At 60.6% G+C, this 23,942-nt stretch carries 16 protein-coding genes and 4 pseudogenes; 4 read left to right on the top strand and 16 right to left on the bottom strand.

Annotated elements, in window-relative coordinates; translation table 11 throughout:
- Nucleotides 1-203 precede the first annotated feature (203 nt).
- Nucleotides 204-437: a hypothetical protein gene (locus ABIC09_RS29880; RefSeq protein ID WP_354111567.1), complete on the top strand. Its 234-nt coding sequence runs from the start codon at nucleotides 204-206 to the stop codon at nucleotides 435-437.
- Nucleotides 438-964: 527 nt separating this feature from the next.
- On the opposite strand, the gene ABIC09_RS29885 is transcribed toward ABIC09_RS29880, so the two are convergent.
- The 13 genes and pseudogenes from ABIC09_RS29885 to ABIC09_RS29940 form a co-directional block, all read right to left on the bottom strand.
- On the bottom strand, nucleotides 965-2,263 hold the full coding sequence (locus ABIC09_RS29885) for a hypothetical protein (protein ID WP_354111495.1): 1,299 nt from the start codon (nucleotides 2,261-2,263) through the stop codon (nucleotides 965-967).
- A gap of 685 nt (nucleotides 2,264-2,948) precedes the next feature.
- Nucleotides 2,949-4,217, bottom strand: a complete 1,269-nt coding sequence (locus tag ABIC09_RS29890; protein WP_354111496.1) for a class I SAM-dependent methyltransferase — start codon at nucleotides 4,215-4,217, stop codon at nucleotides 2,949-2,951.
- Nucleotides 4,218-4,255: 38 nt separating this feature from the next.
- On the bottom strand, nucleotides 4,256-5,233 hold the full coding sequence (locus tag ABIC09_RS29895; protein ID WP_354111497.1) for an NAD-dependent epimerase/dehydratase family protein: 978 nt from the start codon (nucleotides 5,231-5,233) through the stop codon (nucleotides 4,256-4,258).
- Complete coding sequence (locus tag ABIC09_RS29900) at nucleotides 5,230-6,291, bottom strand: Gfo/Idh/MocA family protein (RefSeq protein WP_354111498.1); 1,062 nt, start codon at nucleotides 6,289-6,291, stop codon at nucleotides 5,230-5,232. The genes ABIC09_RS29895 and ABIC09_RS29900 overlap by 4 nt, the downstream gene beginning before the upstream one ends.
- A gap of 89 nt (nucleotides 6,292-6,380) precedes the next feature.
- A complete protein-coding gene (locus ABIC09_RS29905; RefSeq protein WP_354111499.1) occupies nucleotides 6,381-6,875 on the bottom strand; it encodes an NUDIX hydrolase in 495 nt (164 codons plus the stop codon).
- A gap of 69 nt (nucleotides 6,876-6,944) precedes the next feature.
- Nucleotides 6,945-7,694: a glycosyltransferase gene (locus ABIC09_RS29910; protein ID WP_354111500.1), complete on the bottom strand. Its 750-nt coding sequence runs from the start codon at nucleotides 7,692-7,694 to the stop codon at nucleotides 6,945-6,947.
- Between the two features lie 186 nt (nucleotides 7,695-7,880).
- The gene (locus tag ABIC09_RS29915; RefSeq protein ID WP_354111501.1) at nucleotides 7,881-9,119 is read right to left on the bottom strand and encodes a nucleotide sugar dehydrogenase; all 1,239 of its coding nucleotides are present in this window, start codon (nucleotides 9,117-9,119) and stop codon (nucleotides 7,881-7,883) included.
- A complete protein-coding gene (locus tag ABIC09_RS29920; RefSeq protein ID WP_354111502.1) occupies nucleotides 9,116-9,853 on the bottom strand; it encodes a class I SAM-dependent methyltransferase in 738 nt (245 codons plus the stop codon). The genes ABIC09_RS29915 and ABIC09_RS29920 overlap by 4 nt, the downstream gene beginning before the upstream one ends.
- A gap of 406 nt (nucleotides 9,854-10,259) precedes the next feature.
- Nucleotides 10,260-10,980: pseudogene (locus tag ABIC09_RS29925) on the bottom strand (lysylphosphatidylglycerol synthase transmembrane domain-containing protein).
- A 6-nt stretch (nucleotides 10,981-10,986) separates the two neighbouring features.
- Nucleotides 10,987-11,076 carry a hypothetical protein gene (locus tag ABIC09_RS37485; RefSeq protein WP_502917715.1) on the bottom strand — a complete coding sequence of 30 codons (90 nt, stop codon included), beginning with the start codon at nucleotides 11,074-11,076 and terminating at the stop codon, nucleotides 10,987-10,989.
- Nucleotides 11,077-11,706: 630 nt separating this feature from the next.
- A pseudogene (locus tag ABIC09_RS29930) lies at nucleotides 11,707-12,850 on the bottom strand (ERF family protein); the annotation flags it as partial.
- Nucleotides 12,834-13,149: pseudogene (locus tag ABIC09_RS29935) on the bottom strand (YqaJ viral recombinase family protein); the annotation flags it as partial. The pseudogenes ABIC09_RS29930 and ABIC09_RS29935, both read right to left, overlap by 17 nt.
- A gap of 104 nt (nucleotides 13,150-13,253) precedes the next feature.
- The gene (locus tag ABIC09_RS29940; RefSeq protein ID WP_354111503.1) at nucleotides 13,254-13,562 is read right to left on the bottom strand and encodes a hypothetical protein; all 309 of its coding nucleotides are present in this window, start codon (nucleotides 13,560-13,562) and stop codon (nucleotides 13,254-13,256) included.
- A 116-nt stretch (nucleotides 13,563-13,678) separates the two neighbouring features.
- Here ABIC09_RS29940 and ABIC09_RS29945 point away from each other — a divergent pair.
- Together ABIC09_RS29945 and ABIC09_RS29950 are read left to right on the top strand one after the other, a co-directional pair.
- Nucleotides 13,679-14,020: pseudogene (locus tag ABIC09_RS29945) on the top strand (IS5/IS1182 family transposase); the annotation flags it as partial.
- A 407-nt stretch (nucleotides 14,021-14,427) separates the two neighbouring features.
- Nucleotides 14,428-18,234 (top strand): Ig-like domain-containing protein, encoded by a 3,807-nt coding sequence (locus ABIC09_RS29950; protein WP_354111504.1) that lies wholly within the window; start codon nucleotides 14,428-14,430, stop codon nucleotides 18,232-18,234.
- Between the two features lie 886 nt (nucleotides 18,235-19,120).
- Here the strand turns inward: ABIC09_RS29950 and ABIC09_RS29955 are convergent.
- Nucleotides 19,121-20,344, bottom strand: a complete 1,224-nt coding sequence (locus ABIC09_RS29955) for a phenylacetate--CoA ligase family protein (RefSeq protein ID WP_354111505.1) — start codon at nucleotides 20,342-20,344, stop codon at nucleotides 19,121-19,123.
- Nucleotides 20,345-20,430: 86 nt separating this feature from the next.
- Here ABIC09_RS29955 and ABIC09_RS29960 point away from each other — a divergent pair, with 86 nt between their 5' ends.
- Complete coding sequence (locus ABIC09_RS29960; protein WP_354111506.1) at nucleotides 20,431-21,582, top strand: AGE family epimerase/isomerase; 1,152 nt, start codon at nucleotides 20,431-20,433, stop codon at nucleotides 21,580-21,582.
- Nucleotides 21,583-21,642: 60 nt separating this feature from the next.
- Here the strand turns inward: ABIC09_RS29960 and ABIC09_RS29965 are convergent, their stop codons facing one another.
- Together ABIC09_RS29965 and ABIC09_RS29970 are read right to left on the bottom strand one after the other, a co-directional pair.
- Nucleotides 21,643-22,482, bottom strand: coding sequence for an ABC transporter ATP-binding protein (locus ABIC09_RS29965; protein WP_354111507.1), 840 nt, complete (start codon nucleotides 22,480-22,482; stop codon nucleotides 21,643-21,645).
- 152 nt (nucleotides 22,483-22,634) lie between these two features.
- Nucleotides 22,635-23,918, bottom strand: coding sequence for an ABC transporter substrate-binding protein (locus ABIC09_RS29970; protein WP_354111508.1), 1,284 nt, complete (start codon nucleotides 23,916-23,918; stop codon nucleotides 22,635-22,637).
- Between the last annotated feature and the right edge of the window lie 24 nt (nucleotides 23,919-23,942).

The raw sequence follows: 23,942 nt of genomic DNA on the forward strand, positions 1-23,942 counted from the left end.
CAGACTCTCGGCGACAATCCGGGCTCTCTCAGCCTCCGAACGCACACGGCGCTCCGACGGTCCTTCGAGGACCTCCAGCCGGCTCACCGGCCCTCACGGTGAGCCGTCCAAATGGACGTCCTTTTTGCTGTCCAATCCCATCCAAACCTCCGTTCCAAGCCGGAGGCTTCTTCGCACATTCAATCTAACTCTGAAGCCAGGGCATCGGCTTCGCGCTTACCACCATCACCCAGGTCGCCAAGGACCTCGGCGAAAACGAAGATTGGCTACGAGACGTCGCCAATGAAATAGAGATCGAGGACGGAGCCATATGGGTCTATGGCGTTGGCGATGATGGTGTCCAGGCGTTCACCGACTTCGGCATTGAACGCCTCATCGAGCTCATCCAAATTTACAAACAAAATCCAGAGCTGCTGAAGCGCTGGACGCCCGAATAGCCTGCGGCTTACACCGGATGCGTACGACGCTCCTGACGCATCGGATTCAAGTACGGTAGAAGTCGAGTTGGAGGCGGAGATTGCTGTAAGGGCAGAAGTAACGTTGGAAAGCCAGGGATAGCCGCAGTTAACGACAACGTAGGGGTGGAACGCGCTGGAACCAGGTGGGTACAACCCAAGTGACCCACAGTCGCCGCGCTAAAAAGACCCCTCTGGCAACAGGGACGCCGTTATAGAAGTAGCGATTACACAAAAGAAGCTCTTGATCCGTTGCCCGTTTGAGCAACACAGACTGCGCGGCGGTCGGTGTGATCGTTCCAGGCAATAGCGTAACGCCTGCTTTCGATATTTCGGGTGTCCGCGTACAAATCAAACGGGTGTGAACGGCGCTGGGGCATCATCACCGCAAGCGGCATTAATCTCAACGTGCTGCCACAGCACTTCCCTCGGCACCTCCGTCTCACCATCCAGATCAACGGGAACAATTCCAAGATTCCCGTCCACAATCCATGAACAAACGACCGCGTTCAGTTAGCAACAAATATCGACAGGTGACGCCGCCGTAGGAAATCAACGAGGTTAGGAGGATTGATGCCGCTCGTATCAGGTCGTCCTGACCGCAGGTCGTCCGTAGTCTTGTCGATCAGCGCCGCGCGGCTCCGCGCCTCGGCGACGAATGGGAGACCGGACAGGCAAGTCAGCACAAGGATAGCTAAGGCTGCAGGAATGCACGCCGCTGACAACGGGCGATTTCGCGTCATGCGCCAGATAGCCCCGATAAGGGGTAACCAAAACAGCACAACTATGGTTCCGTACCGCGACCAAAGCGCCTGCTCGGCGCCGATTCCGCCCCGACCAACGGCCGTCATCAATGCTGATATAGCGGCCCAAGAAAACAGGGCAAGCAAAGAAATGGTCTTGGCATCGAGATCTTCGCGCAGGCTGGCATGCGCCCACACAAGAATGGCCATGGAGAGACCGAAAGCTCCGACAACGCGAGAAACCACCAGTCCGAACGGTGCCGCGATCCCGCCGACTAGCGCCAGGAAGTATGCGATGAAATAATAGAGTCCAGTCGCCGATGTTAAGATTGCATGGAACTTAGTCGACTCAGGAGCTGAGTAGCCGACGAAATAGATCATGATCGACATGACTGCGGTGGCCACAATTGCAGTTCTCGGCGCGCAGTGAGTTATCATCGTCTCGGCCATGAGTATTACAATGCCTGCGGCAGCAAGTCCGTTGGCTGAGTTGTAGACGCTCAAAAGTGTCGCGGCGCATGCTAACAATGCGAATTGCCATGGAGATTTGTCGATGGCAAGCTTTGCAGTCCAATAGAAAGCCCCTAAGGAAAACAGGCCAGACAGTGCCCATAGCAAATGAAAGGGCAGTGTTAGATTATCAATTTGAATGGGCGACAGCACAAAGGCCAGCGAGATCGCAATCCAGGTCATCGACTCGGAGAATGTCGCGTCGCAGGCAATGACCACCCCGAGCACCAGCCCAAGCCCGATATAAGATAAGATCAACAGTGGGAACATGAACTCAGATGTGCCCGAAAAGCCAATGAAGTCGATCAAGAAGGCAAGCTCAGTCAATGGAACGCGATGCTCGTTGTGCTGGGCGACAATATGGTCGCGCAGGAATTGCCAGAGCGGCATTTGTTGTTCAGTCCATGCTTGATACATCACGACCGCGCGCCATTGATCCCAATAGGGAAACGAGCGCCAAAAGCTGATTGCGAGGGTAAGGCCGTAGACAGCTGTGATTGTTGACGTGGCCGCCGCGACCCAGAGAAAACGCCGCGAAAAGACAAAGTTGGACATGCCTACCCGCTCCAAAGCGGCCGGGAACGTATCCCACGCAACCACTCCACGTAAAGCCATCCAGTCGCCTTCATGACGGCGCGATCAGCAACGGGTGCAGCTGGGGATAGGTGGCGATCAGCCGATCAGCCTGCGTATCGAATAGTTTAGCGTGCCGACGGTTCGTGGGTAGTACCGCGCCGGTCTGTATTCGAGACTGAGATGGGACACCTTGTTGAAATCGATCGCCTTGAAAGCGGACAACGTGGTCTGGACCACTGGGCACTGCGCGGCACTGCGTTAACAGGTCTACAGCACCCTCGGCGCTGGCAGCGGTACTACAAGCATGCCCTTATGGCCTTTTCGCGCGCAGCTTCGGCGTCGGAAAACTCTACTTCCTAGCGATCCAAAGTTCGGTCTCAGAGTACAGGCAACAGGGGCAATCCTTGTCATTTCTGGAACGTAGGAATTGCCGCGATGTTATAATTTGCGGCGACAGACCAGAACGGCGATGCGAAGGGCAGGGGTATCCCTATGGGCAAAGATCAGGCCGCCGCTCGGCAAGATGTCCCCTTTAGCTGTTAACTTGTTAATCGCCGTGCGAGGGAAAAGTGGCGCGCTCAACTCCTGCGTCGCTCGATTGTTCTGTCTGATTTTGGCTAGCAGTATCGCGCGTTGAGAAGTCTACAGCACCCTCTTGAGAAGTCTACAGCACCCTCGGCACTGGCAGCGGCGTCACCAGCATGCCCTTGTAGCCCTTTGCCCGCAGCTTGGGCGCGAGTTCGTTGGCAATGTGCCAGGACAGGATGATAGCGCAGTCGGGTTGATCCTCGAACATGCGGCTCTCTTCGACCACCGGGATCAGCGTGCCCGGCATGCACTTGCCGATCTTGAGCGAACCTTCGATTTCGCAGACATAGTCGAGGATGCTGGAGTCAAGGCCGACATAATTCACCAGTGTCGAGGCGCGCGACGGCGCGCTGATGCCGCAAATGCGACCGCCCTTTTCCTTCACGTCGCGGATAAGCGCGTGAAGCCGCTCCTTTGAGAGCATGACGTCGTGGCGGAAGGTGGCGAGGCGCTTGCGCATCGCTTCGCCGACCGGCTCGCTGTCGAGCAGTTCCTTGACGCTCGGCTGCACCGGATGGGTGCCCTTGCGCGCGGCATAGACGCGGATCGATCCGCCATGGGTCGGGATCTTAGTGGCGTGGAAAACTTCCAGCCCGTGCATGCCGAGCAGGTAGGCGAGGCTGCCGACGGTGTAGTGGCGCAGATGCTCGTGGTAGACGGTGTCGTATTGCAGATCGTCGAGCAGGCCGATCAAGTAATGCGATTCCGAGATGAACACGCCGTCCGGCGCTAGCATCTCGACGATGCCTTCTACGATAGCGTGGACGTCCTCGATATGGGCGAAGCAATTGGCCGCGGTGATGACCTTGGCGGCACCGTGCTTTTCCTTGACCTCTCTGGCGACGTCCTTGGAGAAGTAGCGCTGCAGGGTCGGGATGCCGCGGTCGTTGGCGATCTTGGCAACGTCGGTCGGCTCAATGCCAAGGACGCGATGGCCGCCCTTCTGGAAGTTCGAGATCAGTGTGCCATCATTGGAGCCAATGTCGATCACCATATCGTCCTTGGTGAGGTCGAGCATCTTCGAGGACTCGGCATAGAGGTTGGCGAAGTTCTCGCGCAGGATCCGCGTCATGCCGCTGGTGTAGGGATACTCCGGCGGGAAGATGATGACAGGGTCGACGGCGACGCCAAGCTGCACCAGTTCGCAGCTCGGGCAATACATCAGGTTGGTTGGAAACCAGATCTGCTGCTTCTGGGTCGCGCCAATCGCGACCATCTGGTTGACCGGCGGCATGTAGCCAAGCGACAGCACCGTCTCAAGGGGCTCATGGCCACAGATCTGGCAGCACTCGACGGGAACACTTCCGCCGCTACCGGCGCCACGCGCAATTTTGGTTGGAAACATGAAAAACCTCCTGACGGACGATGACTTATGAAACGGGATCAATGTTTGGGCGCCAGATTGTCGTTGGCCCAGTACCAGTCGACGGTCGGACCGAGACCCTGAGCCAGCGGCACCTTTGGCTGGTAGCCGAGCTTGGTGAGTTTCGCGATATCTGGACATCGGCGCTCTGTGCCGCCCGCCGGCCCGGGCTTTTCGATCAGCTCGATCTCACGGCCGCCATGCGTCGCCACGCGGCTGGCGAGATCGGCGATCGTGATCTCCTCGGTGGTACCGACATGATAGATGCCGAGATGTTCGCCCTTGTCGCGCATCATAAGTACCCCGGCGACCAGATCGTCGACATGGCAGAAGCTGCGGGTCTGCTGCCCGTTGCCCTGCATCTCGAACGGCAGTTTGCCGGCGGGATGCTTAGCTGCGACATCTTTAATTCGCTTTGCGAATTGTGGAACCACATGCTCCCAGCCCATGTCGGGGCCATAGACGTTATGCGGCCGGAAGATCAGCACGCGGTCGAAGAACTTGCGACCATAATTGAGCGCCATCAGCTCGCTGATGATCTTGCCGCCGCCGTAAGAATAGCGCGGATTGGTTACATCGGGCACCATCAGCGGCGCGCTTTCGTCGGTCGGCACGTGCGGCGGCGTTTGATACACTTCCGAGCTTGACGCCAGCACCAGCGAGCGAACGTTTTCGCTCCGGCAGGCATCGATCACGTTGATCATGCCCTTGACGCCGACATCGAGCACCAGCTCGGGTGCGCTGTAGAAAAACTCGGTGCCATTGACGAAGGCTAGATGGTGCACCTCGTCCATGCCGCGCACCGCGCGCGCCACCACCGCGGCATCGCGGATGTCACCACCTATGAATTCGATGTCGCCTTCGACCTCTTTTAACCGGCGCGGCGCGCCGCGCGAATTGTCGTCGAGCACACGCACGGCATAGCCGTCTTTCACCAGCGCTTTCACAAGTGCGGAGCCGATGAAGCCGCTGCCGCCGGTGACTAGAATAGAACTCAAGCCCGCTCCTCCTTGACTTCAGGCCCGGTATCGAGCCAGCAGCCGCCGTTATTTGCACGGCGGGCGGCATCGAGCAAGGCTTGAACGCGATAGGCTTCGGCAAAACCAGGGACCGCGCGCCTTCCTTGCTCGATCGCGTCGAGGAAGCCGGCGGCGAGGCGGGAGACCGGCGCGATCCGGCCGTCCTCCGGGAAACTGCGGTCTACGGGATCATCGACTTCAAAAAGGGCCAGCGCCGTCGCCGGGCGCCGCGCGAGACTCAGTCTGAAGCCACGCATGTAGTCCGGCGTCTCGTTGATCAACGTCAGGGTTCCGTCCTCGCCGTAGAATTCGAGCCGATGGCCAGAGCCGAGATAGGAGGCACAACTCATGGCGAGGCTGCCGGCGGCACCCGACTGAAACGCCATACTGACGCTGGCATTGGTTTCCATCGCCGGCTCGTCGGGTAGGCCCGACAGCCGCGCCGATAATCGGGTGATCGGGCCGCACAGCCATTCGAGGTAATAGAAACTGTGGCTGACGAAGTTTCCCAGCGCACCGCCGCCAACCTCGCCTAGCGCCTTCCAGTTCTTGATCCGCATTCGGGTGCCGTAGTTCTCAACGTTCCAGTTGACCGCGACATGGCGCAAGCGGCCAATCGCACCTTCATCCAGCAGCGTTTTCGCCTTGCGCCATGCCAGGATCGCGGAAAAATTGAAATCTACCATGGTGGTCCGGCCGCTGGTCAGCGCGGCCCGGGCCATCGCTTCGGCGCCGGCTAGATCGGCGGCCATAGGCTTTTCGGCGAACACCGGCTTGCAGAGTTCGAGGGCGCGGATGGCGATCGCCGGCTGCAGGCTCGGTGGGGCCGCGATGGTGACGGCATCGACGTCCGGGTGCTCGACAAGGTCTGTCCAGTTGCCGAACGAAAACGGGATGTTCGCGGCACGCGCGAGCTCGGCGGTGCGCGCGACGTTGCTCCCGGCAAGCGCGACCACCTCGCAGCGCCGGTCCAGGCGAAAGGCGGGAAGATGGACGAGGCGGCCGTAGTTGCAGCCGACAATTCCAATGCGTATCACTAAAACTCCCCGGGTGCCTCAACGGCGTCGGCCCAATACCGACATAGTCTGACTCGCGTGAGTACGCGCTCAAAAGATCAACGTGGCAGCTACACTCTCAGCGTGATGAAGGATCGCAGCTCCGCAAGCAGCAGCGCGCCGAGATGCAGTTGCAGAACGAACTCGCCGGATTTGATCATGCGCACCAGTTCGGATGGCGTGGCCAATTCAACGGTGAGACCGGGCTCAGGTGTGAAGTCGTCGATACGCTCGCCCGTTTCCAGGAAAAAGGAATGAATACGGTTGCTGAGGCGCGCGCTGCAGGAGGCGGCCGTCCCCAGTGGATGAATGGCGCGTGTCGGATAGCCGGTTTCCTCGAGCAATTCGCGTCGGCAGCCCTCCGCGAAATCCTCGCCGGGCTCGGCCATCCCGGCCGGCAGCTCCCAGGTAAACGATTCCAGTGCCGGTCGGTATTGCCGGACAATCGGGAATCGGCCGTCCGGCGTGCGCGCGACGATCGCGAGATAGTCCGACTGATCGACCGCGTGATAGATTTGCGTCGGGCCGCCCGGCGAAAATTCGATCTCGCGCGCGATGATCTTCACCCATGGCGACATCGTGACGGTCTGGCGGGATCGAACTTTCGGCCATTGATCAGACATGCGTCAATTTCTTCAGATCGATTTGGATTGCATGGTGACGGTTTCGGGCGATCGGCGCAGATAGGTGGTGGCGAACGCATATCGGAACCAGCGCAGATAGGCAGGCAGCCATTTCAGCACGCGAAATCTGCTGGAGCCGTGCTGCCGCTCGTACCAGAGTGCGGGAACCTCGCCGATACGCCAGCCCAACCTGTGCGCCTTCACCAGCAACTCGATGCTGTAACAAAATCCCTTGTCGGACTCGACCTCGATCTGTTCGATGACGCGGCGCGAGAACATGCGGAATCCGCTGGTCGGATCCTTGGTCGGAAGCGCCGCAACATGGTTCAGCGTAAACGCGGCCGTCCGCACCAGTACGGCCTTCGGCCAGGGACAACCTTTCATCGTACCGCCAGGCAGGAAGCGGCTGGCGCAAACCACGTCACAGCCCTCGCGCACCAGGGCGACCATGGAATCGATGATTCCAGCATTGAAATCGTCGTCGGCGGGTAAGGCCACGATGATCGGAGCGGTGCTGGCGGTAAAGCCGGCCATCACGGCGCCATGCGCCCCGCGCGTTGGATTGCGGACAAACTTGACTTCGATGCCGGCGTAGACCTCCGGATTGTTACGCACCGCGGGCAGCGTGTCGTCTTCGTCGGTGTCGTAGCAGATCAGCACGCGGGTCGGCGTTTTGACCTCGCGGGCCAGTGACCCGAGGGTGGCGAGAATGTTCGAACCCTCATTGTAAACGGGAATGACGACGTCGAGCTGAGGGTCCATCGATTGGCGCTCTTTACGATCAATTAAGTTACCGGTCGGCGGTCGGGGAGCAAGGTCATCGATCGAGCCAAGAAGAGGCAGAATTGGCCCTATTGACCCGCTCCATGTCTTGTTCTGCTGTCTTCACGCGAAATAGTGTCCACGCTTGGGACAAGAGCGTAAGGGCGTGCTTCGCTCAAGACGCTCTTAGGGAATCAGGTTGGCGTTCTCAAGCATTCCCCACACATCGACCACCGGTTTGCCCTTCAGGTCGGCGGTCTTGTAGCTGTCGTGCGGCGTGCAGAGGATCAGAACATCGCTGCGTGCGATCACCTCGTCGAGCGGCAGCAGCTCAGGATCGGTGGTCACGAACGGATCGGTGGTCAGAACGTCGTGCGCATAGCCGTTCAACACCTTCTTGAACTTGTAGCTCAACGAGGCGCGCACGTCGTCGATCTCGGACTTGAACGCCATGCCCAGCAGACCAACTGTCATCTTGCGAAGGTCGTAACGGTGACGCAGGTCACTGACGATATGCAGCGGCAGGCCCTCATTGACCAGCATCGCGGCGTTACCGAGCGTGAACTCGTTGCGGGCAAACGCCGTCAGCTGCATCGTGTCCTTCATCAGACATGGCCCCGCCGCATATCCTGGCTTCGGAATGTTCCTGGCGCGGGGGTAATTGTACTTCATCGCCTTCAGGATACGCTGGTAGTCGAGTCCAGCCGACTTGGCGATCAGATAGAACTGATTGGTCACCGCAAACTCTATGTAACGGTAAGCGTTGCCGAACAGTTTTGCGAACTCGGCCTCAATCGGATCCAGCACCACGATCTCCGGCGCGATGGAACGGAAAAGTGCCGCGGCTTCTTCCGCGGCCTCCGGAGTGGTGCCACTGATGATCTGCGGCATCCGGGCTAATTCCTCGATGCCGTAACCTTGCACGATCCGTTCCGGGCAAAACGCCACCTTGAGGCTGCGGCCCATCCGCTTGAGATGCTCGTTGATCCAGTCGGTGGTTCCAGGATAGAGCGTCGAGCGCAACACAAGGAGCTGCCCATCGCGAAGATACGGCAGCAGAACGTCGATACATTTCTGGACGACATGTCGTTCCGGATTGAGAAACTCGTCGACCGGCGTGCCGATGGTAACAATGACCGGCCCCGAATTCGAAATCTCGCTCGGCTTGCTGGTGAAGATCAGGCGCTTGTCACGGACCGCGTTGGTTAGAACCTCTTCGGCGCCATATTCAATGAAGGGAAGGCGGCCCGCCTTGAGCGCGGCGAGACTGTCCCGATTCAAGTCGTTGACGTTGACGGTCAATCCCTTCGCGGCGAAGGACAGCACGAGCGGAATGCCGACATGTCCGGCACCGCCGATAACGGTTAAATCGGCAGTCTGGGTGTCGGTCTTGCGGGCGGAAGCGGGAAGATCGGCGACGGTCACGGCTTTTCACCATAGGTTAGGACGAACGAACGCAATGGTTTCATGAAATTTGGCGCGAACACGACGCGGTCAATTGCATTGTAGGCGGGCAAGAGCCAACGCAGCTTTGAAGAAGCCAGGTAGCGATAGCTCAGATCGGAGATATAATCCGTGCCGACTTTGAACCCCGATCGCCGAAACACTGCCGCGATTTGATACGCGAGTACCGGTCGCTCGTTTTCGGTTACGCCGACCGAACTGTAAAACGGCGAGGAACGGTCGCGATACAGATACATGAACGGGTTCAAGCGGTTTGGGTCAAACGCGACGAAAGAGCCGCCCGGTTTCAGGACGCGGAACGCTTCGGCCGCGCAACGCGTGGGATCGGGAAGATGGTGCACCAGTCCACTAAGCAATACTCCGTCCAGGCTCGCGGTGGGAAACGGCAGATGCTCGACGTCACCTTCGAGAAATTCGACACTTGGATACTTGGCTCGACCCAAGGCGATGAGTTTCGGACTAATGTCAAGACCGACCGGATTATAACTTTGCTGCCGCAATAGGTCGGTGAAGACGCCGGAGCCGCAACCCAGATCTGCGATCCGCGCCCCCGGGTTCAACCTGGCCAGCCGCGCGCACGTCTCGATCAACCGCATATTGCTCTCGGGCGTGAAAACGTCATAGCTGTCAGCGGCGGCGTGGCCGTCGAAGAAATCTATTTCCTTCTGTTTGTCCTGCGCAACCGAGGCTTTCATTCGGGCAACCTTAGCATGAAGCTCCATGCCGCGGCAATGAGGGTAAAACTGGCGTCCTGTCAATCAACTAGAGCGCGGCGCCGTGGTTTAGTGACAAATTTTTTCGCGATAGCCGCAACCGATTCCAGAGCGAAGATGGAGCACCCTTGTAATAGCGCGATCGTTTATCCTTGACCTGTTCCGTGAGGAATGGCCTGCCGCGGTTCGTACCCCGCGACAGGCCGCTGGCGATCGGATCGAGCCCACCCAGAGCAGTTTGTGGCTGCCCCGTAGCGTGATCGCGTCAGCACCCGGATGGTTGCCGGAACAACTTGGTTCGCTTCACAAGGCAGGGCGAGATCGGGAAACCATTATCGGCTCTGTTCAGAAGCCTCCAGGGGAACAGCTACTTCGGTCTTCTCGAAGCTCAGAATCCAGCCCAGTCCCTAAAATTCCGACCAGGAAGGACACGGCGCCAAACAGCAGCGAGATGTTGACGCCTTCGCTGGTCATGAACCGGCATAGCCAAAGGCCAGGCCATCGTTGCTTCCCGCACGCCCCAGCCGGCGATCGATATCGGAATCATGGTAATGAGCACCACGGGCGGAATAAGTACAAAAACCTGCACATATGAAACGGGCGCGTCGATCGAGCGGACCACACATCAAGCCATGGTCACGGTCAGCAAGTGAATCAGCAGCGACAGGACAACGATCCTCGGTCCGCGTTGCCTGCCGAAAAGCAACCGGTTCGCAATCACCGAGCAGGCGAAAATATCCCTTCGTCTGCCATCGCGTGCTCAACCATGGCCAGGGAAGCCGGCCAAAGATGAGAAATCCAAGGCCGCCCGCGAGGGCGGCGAAGTCGATCAGAAGTAGACCGTAGCGGCCTTTGGTGTCTGTAATGAGTTCATAACTCCAGGGGAGGCTTGCCACGACGATGATTGCCAGGGCGATCAGACCGATCGCGTGGTCGACAAAGACCGAACAGCCGGCAGCCCGCCAGTGGTTGCCGCTCCGTTGTACGAGCAATATCCGGACGGCATCGCCGCCAATCGATGAGGGCAGCGTCTGATTGAAAAATGAACCGATCAGATTGAACCGCAGAGCTTGCGTGGTTGTCAGTGGCGAGCCGCATTCGGCGGTAATCCCGTGTCAGTGCAGCGCGCTAAGCACGATCTGAAGCAGCGCGATGGCGATTGCGGGCAATACCCAACCGACGCTTTCAGCCTCGAGGCGCGACACGAGGTCGCTGAAATTGATCTTGCGAAGCGCAAGGAACAGCAGCGCTGCCGAGACAAATATTTTCGTCGATAAAAGGAGAATTTTACGCGTTTGATTGTCTGCACACGGTGCCGAAGCAGCCGTCGATAAAAGGAGAAACGGTATTCGACGCGATTGTTCGCGAAAGCGGTAGTACCTTCGAAGCGCTCGTGCAATAAGATACTCGCGCGCCTGCTATCCATAGCAAGACCCTTGCCCGCGACCTCCGGGTGCGCTTGGATGCGCGTGAATTATGGAGCGGCATTGTCCAGAGCGCCCCTGAGAGAGGTGAATACAAGCACTGCTGGAAATCAATCCGCAGCATTTTGGGGATCACAAGCTCTCTACAAGATGGACGTCGCCGCGAAACGGTGCTTTTGGACGACCTGCTGTTGGCCCGAATCGACCTGCTGTTGGCCCAAATAGTGAGTCGGCTGGCCCCTTGGTTCCGGCGATTCGTCCATGCCATGCCAAGGCTTGAGTCCAAGAAGATTGGATTATGTATATTTTTTGCCTACGGCGCTTGTTTGTAAAGCGCGTCCTAAGCCCCTTGGTCGCGCCGTCGTCGCAGAGGGGCCTTGGGTTGAGAGTTGGGGGATGGCTATTGCTGACGATCTCCGTGTTGGCAGTCTCGCGAAACGGGCTTGCCGCCCATAACATTTTAGCGACCGGCAAAGGCGCGATCTGCATGTCGGCCCACCAAGCCTTCTCATTGCCGTGACGGTGCAGTTGCTGGTGGTGGGAGCGGCAAAGGGGACCGTGAACTCGTCACTGACCTTGCGGCCCAAAGTTCTCGGTTGGGCGAACCTCACATGGTGAGCATCGGATGGAGCTCGCTTGCAGACGAGGGCACGGTTGTCCCCGGATAAACAGCAGGTGGGCCTTGCTTCGCTTGCGCGGCGGATCCTTGGGGAAGGCGAGTCCGATATCTTGGCCGCCGTCCGGCGGACACGCGTCTTGCCCAGAAGAGCTGGCGGCTGCGCTCGCTTGAGTAGATTCCGCCACTGGTCTCTGCTCCAATTCCGTGGAGGATCCTTGCTCTAAATCGGCGGCGGGAAGGACGGTTGCTTCCAGCCTTACTTGGTAGGCGGCCTCGACGATGCGGGCATCCGCCTCCATCAGGGTGTTCTTGACAGGAAGGCTGGTCATGGTCCAGGCGAGCAGTTCCTCGCCTGTCGCAAGGGAGCTTGTTTGTCCGAGCAGCCGCTCGCGCAGCTTAGCGGAGTCTTGCCCGCAGCACCGGTGGTCGGTTCAAAACGCCCCTGACGGGCTTTCCCTTCGATCCTAAGGAGGGTTGTGGTTCGATCGCCGCTGGCGGGCCAGCGATCGCGTCCGGCGCATCGAGATCATCTTCTCCTGCGATGCCGACCAAGGCAAAGAGCGCGTAGCGCCGGGCGTAAGTCAGAGCTGCGCCCATCCGGTGCGGCACCGCCTCAGCGTCCTTGCTGGCGCAAACGGGCAAGTCCGAAGAAATCCATTCTCCGGACGAGTGAGCCAGCAAGGTGGTGAGATGTATGTATCCGGTGACGGTTTCGGTACGGGTCGTCTGAATCGTCGCGATCTCCTGCTGGCCGAGCGCCTTGCGGACGATGTCGAGCCCGCTGGCAAGTGAGGCGTAGCGGAAGATTCTGTCGTTCTCGCGCGGAAACGGGGAACGGATCGTGGCGGTCAAGGTCTTTTCGGGATTGGTCAGGTCGGCCTGCGCTTTGGCTAACGCTGCCGCGATTGCGCCGATGCGCTCACTGGACGTGTGCATGGGTCATCTCTCCCTGAACGGGATCAAAACTGATCGCGCCCGATTTGGAGCGCTTGGCCTTGAGGCCGTGTTCGATCGCCTCCCTGGCATCTTCCGGCACGAGCTTCTTCAACTCCGCCTTCGCCAGCTCGTGATCCCCGTACGAAGATAGGTTGCTGCAAGCTCCGCCCAGGAGTTCGATCCAGCCCTGTTGACCCCTTGATGGCCTCCAGCCGCGGGCCGGGCGTTTCGATTCCAAACAGGTGGGGGGCTTCGCCGGTCTGGACGCAGCGCCAGAACGCCTTCTCGGCCGTCAGCATGCAAATTCGCGGGCAATGGTGACCCCCTGAGGGGGATTATCGCATCCAATTCTTGGCGCGAAAAGGGCGGTCGCACTTGGGTGCGATTTGACGATAATTCGCCCTCACCTGCGAGCGGTGAGTGAAATTTCGGTCGGCGAGAGGCCCTCTTGAGCCGGTTGGCGGGGGAATATCCGTTCCGACCGATCTCGTCGAAAGTTATTGAGCTCTTTCAGCAACAGGAGGCGTCGAAGCTGAGTGCTATTCAGCAAAGCTTCAAAGATTGAGAACGCCTCGCGAGCCTGGACATAGACCTCCATGCTGACCGTGTGTTGATCAAAACCGTACGAAGCGAGCCTGGTTTCGATGTCCGTCGCGGCAATCGGATCGAGCTGCCAGTCCCGGGCATTCTGAAGAGTGTAGAATTCGGCCATATCTTGCAAGTTCGGAGCGATGCCAACCATGTCGACAGGAGCGCATCTTCATCGAGAAGATGGAGGAGATGCTGGGACCGCGGCGCGGCCAGCCGCTCGACCAGCCAACGTCGCCGCTTGAGGGCGAGATTGCGCCCAAGTTCCTGAACGCGCTTTTGGCGCAGCCAAAGGTCAAGAGTCTGCTATCGAGCGATCATTTTTCGGTGGACGGTACGCTGATTGAAGCCTGGCTTCGATCAAGAGCTTACGGAAGAAGGATGGCAGCGACAAAGACGATGACGGTCCGGGACGCAATGCCGAGCGCAGCTTCCACAAGGAGAAGCGATCCAACGAGACCCATGCGAGCACGACCGAATCCGAGTCGTGGCTCGACAAGAAGGGTGACGGCCAGGCTGAGCTATAGAGGCCATGCTCTGATGGAGAATCGCAATGGTCTAGCGGTTTTGGGTGGAGTGACCTCCATGTGGGCTGAATAATCAGCGCGCCGAGCTGACTTTTGATCCGATGCGGGAGGGGCGATGCACTTGACGCTGCCGGCCGTCATGAGATTGGGGTACCCCCTCAGAGCCATTGGCTCGACAGGCGAACTCAGCGACGATTGAGGCGAAATCGCAGTTCGTCGCGTCTGATTCAGCGAGTCGGGGCTTTCTGTCATCAACCGTTTGAAGAGGCCGACGGACCGCGGCAGCGGCGCGCTTAAATCTGTATTGCCGCACTCCGGAGGGGAATTCATGCGGATGCCAAGTACCCCGCGTTCCGAGACTGCAGTGGTCGTCTTGGAACCTGCTCGATCGACCAACAGGCACCGCGGTCTCCCACGCTTCAAAGGTTGCGCGCCTCGAACCGCAAGGGAGGCCTGACGATCATGACCGTGACTCCGAGCCACATTGTCGTCCTTTCCCTGGAAAACGAGAACTACTCCGACATCATAGGTAATCCCCAGGCGCCTTACCTGAACTCGCTGGTCACTCAGGGGATGCTGCTCACCAACGACTACGGTGTGACCCATCCGAGTCAGCCCAATTACATTGCCCTGTTCTCCGGCTCGACGCAGGGCGTCACCACCAACGGCGCCGTTACCCAGCTTCCGGCCAGCGTCCCGACGTTGGCGAGCACGCTCGCCGCGCACGGTTACACCTTCGGCGGTTACGCCGAAACCACGGCGGCCCCCGAACGCCAACCTTGGATCGACTTCGCCAATTCGGCCAATGACGGCCACGATTTCAGCGCCTTTCCTCAGACCGCGGCCGGCTTCGCCAACCTTCCGACCGTCTCCTTTGTTTCCCCCAACGACGCCGACAACATGACGCCGACGAGCGACAATGGCGGCGGGATTCCGGCGGGCGATGCCTGGGTCCAGGCCAATCTCTCCGCCTACGTTGCCTGGGCGCAGGCCAACAATTCGCTGCTGATCGTCACCTTCGACGAAAACAACACCAATCCAGCGGTGACCTACCCCGATCACGTTGCGGCGATCGTCGTCGGCGCGGGAGTTCCGGCCGGGGTCGTCAACGACTCGCCGGCCGATCCCTATTCCTTGCTCGCCACGATCGAAAGCCTTTACGGCGCTGCGCCGATCGGCGCCAGCGCCGGCGTGCCGGCGCTCAACTTCTATTCGGCGACGCCACCGACGTCGTCCACCTCGGTCGACCATTCATTTTCCGGATTGTCCGATCGGACCAACACTCCGCCCCAAAATGCGTTGGCGGTAGGGCCGAATGACATTCTCACCGCGGAGACCACGCACTACGAGATAACCGACCTCAGCGGCAATCCAATCGTACCCAACGGATCATTGTCCACCTTGTTCTCGGCGCTTGGCGCCACGCTCGACAACAGGTTGCTCGACGCGCGCGTCGCCTATGACAGTTCGACCGGCCACTATGTGATTGTCGCGGAAAATTTCCAGCCGGGAACCGGGAATTTCGCCACCAATATCGATGTCGCCGTGTCGATCGATAGCGATCCGAACCACGGCTGGCATCTGGCTTCGATCGACACGTCCAGCGGCACCACGACCCAAGCGGACATGCCCTATCTGTCGGTCAGCAACGGCAAGATCTACATCTCCACGCCCGAATATCTCGACGCGGGAGGCGGCTACAACAACGGCGAATTCGTCGTCAACGAAAGCAGCGTCATAGCCGCTGGAAACACGGCGATCACGCCCGACGCCAGCCAAAGCGTGTCACCGACCGGCGGTATCGCGCGCAATATCGCCGGCGACAACGGGGAAACCTACTATTTGAGCACCTATTCGACCGGCAGGGAGACAGGGCTCACATATCAAACCTACGATCCGACCCACGGCTTCAGCGGGACCCAAACGCTCTATCTTGGCGATGCCGATGTGGGAGGGGGCGGAAACAACTTCACCGCCGCGCAGTTGGGCACGACCAAGACGCTCGACATTGGCGACGGGCGCCTCCAAAGCCTTGCCTACAGCTCCTCCGGAGGACACAACTACGTCTATGGCGTAAGCGAAGTCATGCCGAGCGCGGGGGCGCCCGCGGAAATCGAGTGGTTCAAGCTCGATGTCACCGATCCCACGAATCCGCAATACGTCATCGGGAACGTCATTTCCGGCGCGTCCATCGGCACGGGTGTCGCCGTATTCAACCCTTCGATTGCGGTCGACCAGGGCGGCGACGTGCTCATCAATTTTTCGGCCTCCGGGCCGAACATGTACCCTTCCGACTATTATATGGCGCTCGGCGCCGGCGCTTCCGCCTTCAGCGCGCCGACGCTTTACCAGGCGAGCACTGCGTTTTTCGATTCCGGCGCTCTGAACGACCAGCGCTGGGGCACCTATTCGACCGCCATCGCCGATCCGAACAATCCGAACGGGTTCTGGATATCGAATGAATATGTCGCCACCGGATGGTGGCAAACGGCAGTAGCTCAGGTCAGCGTCCATCCGGATACGACGCCGCCGGTCGCACCGACCGGCCTGTCGCTCGACGCGACGACGGACAGCGGTACGATCGGCGATGGCATCACCAACTTTCCGCACGTCAAGATCGACGGCACGGCCGAGCGCGGCAGCGCGGTGACGCTGTATGATAGCAATGGCACGACCGTGCTTGGCACGGGCACCGCGGACCTGACGGCTGGCGCGTTCAGTATTACGACATCGGCGCTAGCCGAGGGGACGCACAATATCACCGCGAAAGCGACCGATGCGTGGGGGAATACGAGCACTCCGTCTGCCGTCCTTGTCGTGACGGAGGACGCCACGGCGCCGGCTCCGCCGACTGGCCTGTCGCTCGACGCGATGACGGACAGCGGTACGATCGGCGATGGCATCACCAACTTTCCGCACGTCAAGATCGACGGCTCGGCCGAGCACGGCAGCACAGTGACGCTGTATGATAGCAACGGCACGACCGTGCTTGGCACGGGCACTGCGGACCTGACGACTGGCGCGTTCAGTATCGCGACATCGGCGCTGGCGCAGGGGACGCACGACATCACCGCGAAAGCGATCGATGCGGCAGGGAATATCGGCACGGCGTCCGCGGTCCTTGCGGTGACAGAGGACGCCACGGCGCCGGTCCCGCCAACCGGCCTGTCCCTCGACGCGACGACGGACAGCGGCACGATCGGCGATCGCATCACCAACTTTCCGCAGGTGAAGATCGACGGCACGGCCGAGCACGGCAGCACAGTGACACTGTATGATAGCAACGGCACGACCGTGCTTGGCACGGGCACTGCGGACCTGACGACTGGCGTGTTCAGTATCGCGACATCGGCGCTGGCGCAGGGGACGCACGACATCACCGCGAAAGCGACTGATGCGGCAGGGAATACCGGCACGGCGTCCGCCGTCCTTGCCGTGACAGAGAACGTCACGGCGTCGGATCCGGCGCATCAGCTTCATGCCAATGATCTAACCTATGCGAGCACAGCGTCCGGTGCCAACCACTTTGTCGACATTCAAAACTTCGAAGCAAGTTTTCCGGATTTGATTCACGCCTTTGGCTCGAATTTCGCCGCTATGCAAAATTGGTTCCATACATATGAAGCGACTGAGCAGCGTGTAGAGACATTCGATGGCTTAGACTACATTGCAAGCTTCCAAGATCTGATAAACGCGTTTCATGCCGCAGGGTCCATGCAAACGATCGAGGACGTTGGCGCCCAGCATTACATCAATTATGGCATAAACGAGAATCGCGCGACTACATTCAATGGACTAGACTACATTGCCAGCTCCCCGGACCTGATCAAAGCTTTTGGCGCGAATAGCGACGCCGGCGCATTTCATTTTATCGAGTATGGAAATCAAGAAGGGCGTACTACGACGTTCGACGGCTACGACTACATTGCGAGCTATAGCGATCTCATCCATGCCTTTGGAGCTAACGAACAGGCTGGGGCAGCTCATTTCATAAATTATGGGTCAGCGGAAGGCCGAACGACAACCTTCGATGGATTAGCTTACATCGCGCAGTACACTGATCTCATGAATGCGTACGGCGCAAACAATGACGCTGGTGCGGCTCACTACATCACGTATGGAGCGACCGAAGGTCGAAGCCGCGCCGGCTTCAATGTCGCGGCCTACGAACAAGCACATCCAGACTTGGTTGGGAAGTTCGCCACGAACGATGCCTTTCTGACGGCCTACATCAACACCTACCACCATACAGGCGAATTCCTGGTCTGACAGGTATTGAAGAAGTCGGTAGCGAAGAGTTTCGTATCGTAATTCTCTAGGGCCAAGATTTGACTTTGGGCACGATGCGGGGGAGTGACGAACGGTCCGGCTCCCTGCGCTGTTCGCTAGACTTTGACTAAGGGTGATCGCGGCAGCTTTCCAGTCTGGGATAGGCTGCAATATCGCTTCACCAGCGTTGAGCGAGTGAGCCGCAGGGGGAGGGCCAACGGTTCGCCCAAGCAATCCAGATTCGATCGGGATCTTGCGGCGCACCGCCATGATGCCGGTCTCGGTGGCTTCATATGTAAGCCTGTACCGGCTCGTGGTTTGCCGTTGTCGGATCCAAGTGCGGATTCAGACGACCGCAGGGATGGGATGTCCGGCTACCATGGCCGAGATTGCTGCCCTCTCCAGGAAAGTTGGAATATGCAATGGACGCTGGCGCAACGAGATCTTCTTAAGATCGATCGCCAGCGCTTCGGCGTTTACGGACCGAGGACGTGCTGCGCCCAAGTTCGGTGCTGATTTCCGCGGCGGATCTGCTCGTGGCGGCCAAGGCCCTCAACCTTGCGTCGGTCTCCACGCTCCACGAACGTCCCTTTGCCATCGCGCTGCGCGCTCGAATCGTTGATTCCTTGGTGTTCCTATGTTCCCCAAATAGCCGCGCGCAGCAATCGGCGCAGCCTGAGCCTCCACGAAATCGCGCAGTCGGCCGCGATTCGCGTCTCGGGCGTCAGTTTCCCGTCATTTCGCGAGGATTTTCCCGCTGGCGGTCAACGGGAATTTGTCCGATCAAGCAATTGTTTTCCGTTGGTTCTCGCGGCCTTTGTCCCGGACGAACGCGGCCATTTTGCAGGTTTGCCCTGTTAATTCCCGAATCGAGTCGTTGGCAGTGTCACCGCTCGTCCGCGATCACCTTGCCATCGTTCGGCAGTGCGCCGGGGCTCACCAGCTCAATGGCGCCCCCCAGTTTTGTCACCGTGCGCAGTGTGCTCGCGATCTCCTCGCGTAGTGCGTCACTCGATGCGCAGGTCTCGGCCTTCAGCGTCATCGCGTCGCTCTCGCCCTGGCGCGTGACGACGAGCCGCAATCTGCCGAGCGCGGGATGGCGCTTGCCAATCTCGGCGACCTGCTCGGGGCGGACGAACATGCCCTTGACCTTGGTGGTCTGGTCGGCGCGGCCCATCCAGCCTTTGATGCGCATGTTGGTACGACCGCATTTGCTCGAGCCCGGCATCGCCGCGGTGAGGTCGCCGAGCGCAAGCCGGATCCAGGGATAGTGGGGATCGAGCGAGGTCACCACGATCTCGCCGACGTCGCCGGGGGAGACGGGATCGCCGGTGCCGGGCTTGACGATCTCCATGATCAGGTCCTCGTTCACGACCATGCCCTCGCGCTCCTCGGTCTCAAACGCGATGATGCCGAGATCGGCGGTGCCGAAGGCCTGGTAGGCGTCGATGCCGCGCGCCTTGATCTCGGCCTGGAGCGAGGGCGGGAAGGCGGCGCCCGAAACCAGTGCGCGCTTGATCGAGGAGACATCGCGGCTCGCCGTTGCCGCGGCATCGAGTAGGATCTTGAGGAAATCGGGGGTGCCGCTGTAGCCGACAGGACGATAGGCCTCGATCAGCTCGAATTGCTGCTCGGTGTTGCCGGGACCGGCGGGGATCACCGCACAGCCCAGCGCGCGAGCCGAGGCGTCGAAGATGAAGCCGCCGGGGGTGAGGTGGTAGCTGAAGGCGTTGAGCACGACGTCGCCCGGTCGAAACCCCGCGGCAAACAGCGCCCGCGCTCCGCGCCAGGGGTCGGTCTGGGTGCCTTCCGGCTCGAAGATGGGCCCCGGGGACGTGAAGAGGCGGGCAAACGACCCCGGGGTCGCCGCCACGAAGCCACCGAAGGGCTGGGAGGCCTTGTGCAGGGCGGGCAGTTCCGACTTGCGCAGCAGGGGAAGGTCCGCCAGCGCCGTCCTGGACGTTACCGAGGCGGGATCGATGCCCTTCAGCCGCTCGGCATAGGCGGGCGCGCTCATCGCGCTGCGCAGGACGCCCGGCAGGCGGGCGAGCAGCTCGGCCTCGCGCACCGCTGGCTCGCGCGTCTCGAGGGCGTCGTAATGGGCGGTCATGGCAGGTCTTTCCGGGTTGGCATCCGTTGCACGCCGCCGCTGGCATGGGTATCAGACGGCCATTGGCGGGGCGTGGAGAGGACGCAATGGCGGACGAGAGCATCATTCCGGCGGAAGAGGCGGCCGACGTCGTCTTGCGCCTGAAGCGCCGCATGATCGAGGACGCGATCCCGCTGTGGTCGACGGTCGGCTGGGACCGCCAAGCGGGCGGTTTCATCGACCGGCTGCATCGCGACGGCACGGCGGATGCCTCGGCGCCTCGCCGGGTGTTCGTGCAGGCCCGCCAGATCTGGTGCTACGCCAAGGCGGCGCAGATGGGCTGGTACCCCGAAGGACGCGCCATCGCGCTGAAGGGGCTGGAGCATCTGCTCAGCAAAGCGAAGGCGCCCGACGGCCGGCCTGGCTTTGTGCATCGGCTGGCGCCGGACGGTTCTGTGCTGGACGCGCGGCGCGATGCCTACGACCACGCCTTCATCCTGTTTGCGCTGGCGGCCGTTTATGCGCTCGACAAGGACGCGCAAATTCGCGCCGAGATCGACGCGCTGCTCGCCTTCCTCGACGGCCATCTGCGCTCGCCGCATGGCGGCGTGCACGAAAGCCTGCCGGTGTCGCTGCCGCGCCGGCAGAACCCGCACATGCATCTGTTCGAGGCGATGATCGCCTGCTTTGATGCGACCCACGATCTGTCGTTCCAGAATCGCGCCGGCGAATTCTTCGCGCTGTTCCTCGCCAATCTCTACGACAAGCAGAAGCGCGCGCTCGGAGAATATTTCGAGGAGGACTGGTCGAAGATCGAGCCGGTCAGCGTCGAGGCCGGCCACCAGGCCGAATGGGTCTGGCTGCTGAAGGGATTTGAACGCATCACGGGCTGCCCGACCGGGCAGCGGCGCGCAGAACTGCTGGCGACCGCGCTGCGCTATCGCGACACGGCCACCGGCTGCCTCGTCGACGAGGGCGACGACACTGGCAACATCCGTCGCTCGACGCGGCGGCTGTGGCCGCAGACCGAGATCGCGAAAGCGTGGATTGCGCAGGCCGAGTCCGGCGAGGCGGGCGCGCCAGATGAGGCGCGCGCGGCGCTGGTGCGGCTCGAACGGCATTATCTCAGCCATCCCGTTCGGGGCGGCTGGTACGACCAGTTCGACAGCGACGGCAAATCGCTGATCGACACCATTCCTGCGTCGTCGTTCTATCATGTTCTCTGCGCAGTCACGGAAGCGGAGCAGGTGCTGGGTTAGAGCTCTTTTGTTTTGACGCGTTTTCTTCACGCGAACCGGCTCCCACTTCGCTCGAAAACGCTATAGCCATCGCTTGCGCCGCTTGAAGCTCTTGAGGTTCTTGAAGCTCTTGCGCTGGTCGCCGGCGCCGCCGAGATAGAACTCCTTGACATCCTCGTTGTCGCGCAGCTCGTCGGCGGTGCCGTCGAGCACGACCTTGCCCTGCTCCATGATGTAGCCATGGCTTGCCACCGACAGCGCGGCGCGCGCGTTCTGCTCCACCAGCAGGGTAGTGACGCCGAGGTCGCGGTTGATCTTCTGGATGATCGCGAACACCTCTTTCACCAGCAGCGGCGACAGGCCCATCGACGGCTCGTCCATCAGGATCATCTTCGGGCGCGCCATCAGTGCGCGGCCGATCGCGAGCATCTGCTGCTCGCCGCCGGAGAGATAGCCGGCCAGTCCCGTGCGCTCCTTCAGGCGCGGGAAATAATTGAAGACCATGTCGAGGTCGGCATCGACCTCGCGGTCCCTGCGGGTGAAGGCGCCGAGCCTGAGGTTTTCCAGCGACGTCATGTCCGCAACGATGCGTCGGCCCTCCATGACCTGGAAAATGCCGCGGCGGACGATCTTGTCGGGATCGATGCCGGCGATGGGCTCGCCCTCGAACAGGATCTCGCCGCGCGTGACCTCGCCGTCCTCGGTCTTGAGCAGCCCCGAGATCGCCTTCAGCGTGGTCGACTTGCCGGCACCGTTGGCCCCCAGCAGCGCCACGATCGCGCCCTTGGGCACGTCGAAGCTGAGGCCGCGCAGCACCAGGATGACGTCGTCATAGACGACCTCGATGTTGCGCACGGCGAGGAGGGGCGGTGCGGGCACGATGCTGGGCGAGGGGCGCTCGGTGTGGGCCACTTCACTCATGGTCAGTTACTCTCTCGATGTCGTCGCAACTTCATGCCGTCATTCCGGGGCGGCCCGCAGGACCGAACCCGGAATCTCGAGGTTCTCTGGTGCGCAATTGCGCACCATGGTTCGATGCTTTGCATCGCCGGAACGACCGACGCATTGGGCGCTCACCAGCCCAGCAGTTCCGGCTTGCGTGGCAGCTCGACGGTCTTGACCTTCTCGAGCTTGATCATGCCCTTGGCCATGAGGTCGTTGAGGTCGCCGTCAGTCGCGCCCGAGATCTTGGTGCGATAGAGGTCGACCTTCAGCGTTCCGCGATGGTCCTTGTCGGTCCAGGTCGAGGGATTGCAGACGCCCTCCATGCCGGCCGGCACCCAGTCCTTCTTCTGGTAAAAGCCCTTGGCGACGTTCTCGCCGGTTGCGCCACCGTTCTTGGCGGCCCAGTCAAGCGCCTCCTTCATGTAGAGCGCCGAGCAGACAGCCGCGACATAGTGGACGGGGCGATAGACCTTGCCGGTGGGGTCGGACATCTTCGAGATCTCCGTCAGCGTCTTCATGCCGGGCGCGTCGCCGCCCCAGCTCACCGCGGTGCGCAGCGGGAAGATCACGCCATTGGCGGCGTCGCCCGCGGTCTTGGCAGCGTTCTCGTCCATGCCCCAGACATTGCCGAGGAACTGAATGTCGACGCCGGCGGTCTTGCAGGCCTTCATCACCGAGATGTTGGAGGCCGCGGTGTTGCCCAGATAGGCGTAGTTGGCGCCCGAGGATTTCAGGCTCAGGCACTGCGCACTGTAGTCACCCGGCGTCAGTGCGAACACCAGCGGCGGAAGCACCTCGAAACCGAGCTCCTGCGCCATGGCTTCGCCGGCGGCCTTCGGCGCGTTCGGATAGGGATGGTTGGCGCCCATGTGGACGAATTTCGGCTTGCCGGGCTTGCCCTTGGCCTTCCAGTCCTCGGCCGCCCAGATCAGCATCGCGCGCAGCGAGTCCGAATAGCTCGGGCCGTAGAAGAAATTGTAGGGCGCGGGCTTGGCCTTGCCGCTGGTGCCTTCGGGATCGGTCAGGGCTGCGGCGTAAGAGCCCGACATGTCGGGGATCTTGTCCTGGGCGAGGAAGCCGGTCAGCGCTTCGGTATCCGCAGTGCCCCAGCCCATGATCGCGGCGACCTTGCTGTCCGGCGCCGACCATTTCTTGTAGAGCGCGATCGCACGCGGCACCTGGTAGCCGTAATCGTTGGTGTCGACGCTGACCTGCTTGCCGCCGATGCCGCCGTTCTTGTTGACCCAGGCAAAAGTGTCGGCGACGGCCTGCCCGTAGGGCGTGCCGACGTCGGAGGTGCCGCCGGAATAATCGGCGAGATGCCCGATCGCGATCTGCGCCTGCGCGCTGGCGGAGAATGCCGCGATCACAAGCGCGAGCGATGCGGTGCTCAAAAGGGACTTCATTGTCATGGGTCGGTTCCTCCGGTTTATTGT

Origin of the sequence: Bradyrhizobium sp. S3.12.5 (assembly GCF_040548225.1) — a bacterium.
GTDB classification, from domain to species: Bacteria; Pseudomonadota; Alphaproteobacteria; order Rhizobiales; family Xanthobacteraceae; genus Bradyrhizobium; species Bradyrhizobium cytisi.